This window comes from Megasphaera sp. MJR8396C, assembly GCF_001546855.1.
Taxonomy (GTDB): domain Bacteria; phylum Bacillota; class Negativicutes; order Veillonellales; family Megasphaeraceae; genus Megasphaera.
Map to the genome: position 1 here is coordinate 50219 of NZ_KQ958161.1, position 847 is coordinate 51065.

An 847-nucleotide genomic window follows, 5' to 3' on the forward strand; every position below is an offset into this window, starting at 1 on the left:
GGCGGCATCTTCTAAGGTTAACCCATCGAGAAGGCCACTGGTAAAGCCGACGGCAAAGCCATCTCCGGCCCCGACGGTATCGACGATGTGTTTTACGTGATAACTCGGTACGTAAAATTCTTCCTGTTCCGTCCGAATATAGGTGCCGTTACTGCCGCCGAGCTTGATAACAACGGTCTGGACGCCGCGCTGCAGATAATACTGGGCAATGTCCTGTTCACTTTCCCGACCGGTCAGAATCCGGCCTTCACCGAGGCCCGGCATGACGATATCGGCATACTGAGCGGCATCGTTGATAACCCGGGCCATGGCTTCCTCTGATTTCCAGAGCATGGGCCGCAGGTTGGGGTCGAAGGAAATGCGTACGCCCTTGCTATGGGCCCGCATCATGAGGGTATAGATCGTTTCCCGGCACGATTCCGATAAGGCCAAGGGAATCCCCGTCACATGAAGGTGATCAACGCCAGTCCAATCAATGCCGGCTAGATCTGCCGGCTGGAAATGAGAAAATGCCGTGTGCTTGCGGATATTGGCAACAAAGGGGTCTCCTTCGACGACCTTTTCCTTCATCTGAAAGCCCGTCATATGGTCATCATCAGTCCATACATACTGTTCGTGGATGTTATTTTCTTTCAGGAAGTTGACGATACAGCGGCCAAAGGGATCGATACCGACTTTAGAAATATACGATACGTTATTCCCCAGGCGGGCCATGCCGACGGCATAATTCAATTCAGCTCCGCAGACGTGGCGGGAAAAGTGTTCGACCGATTCCAAAGATCCCGTTTCTTCAGCGATGAGAAGTCCCATCGCTTCACCAATAGTAAGCACATTCTTCATTTTGATT

1 protein-coding gene is annotated in these 847 nt (G+C 52.1%); it reads right to left on the reverse strand.

From position 1 onward, the window contains the following. Window positions 1-840: sugar kinase (locus tag HMPREF3201_RS03480; protein WP_062411756.1), on the reverse strand; the 840-nt coding region annotated here is incomplete at its 3' end. Between the last annotated feature and the right edge of the window lie 7 nt (window positions 841-847).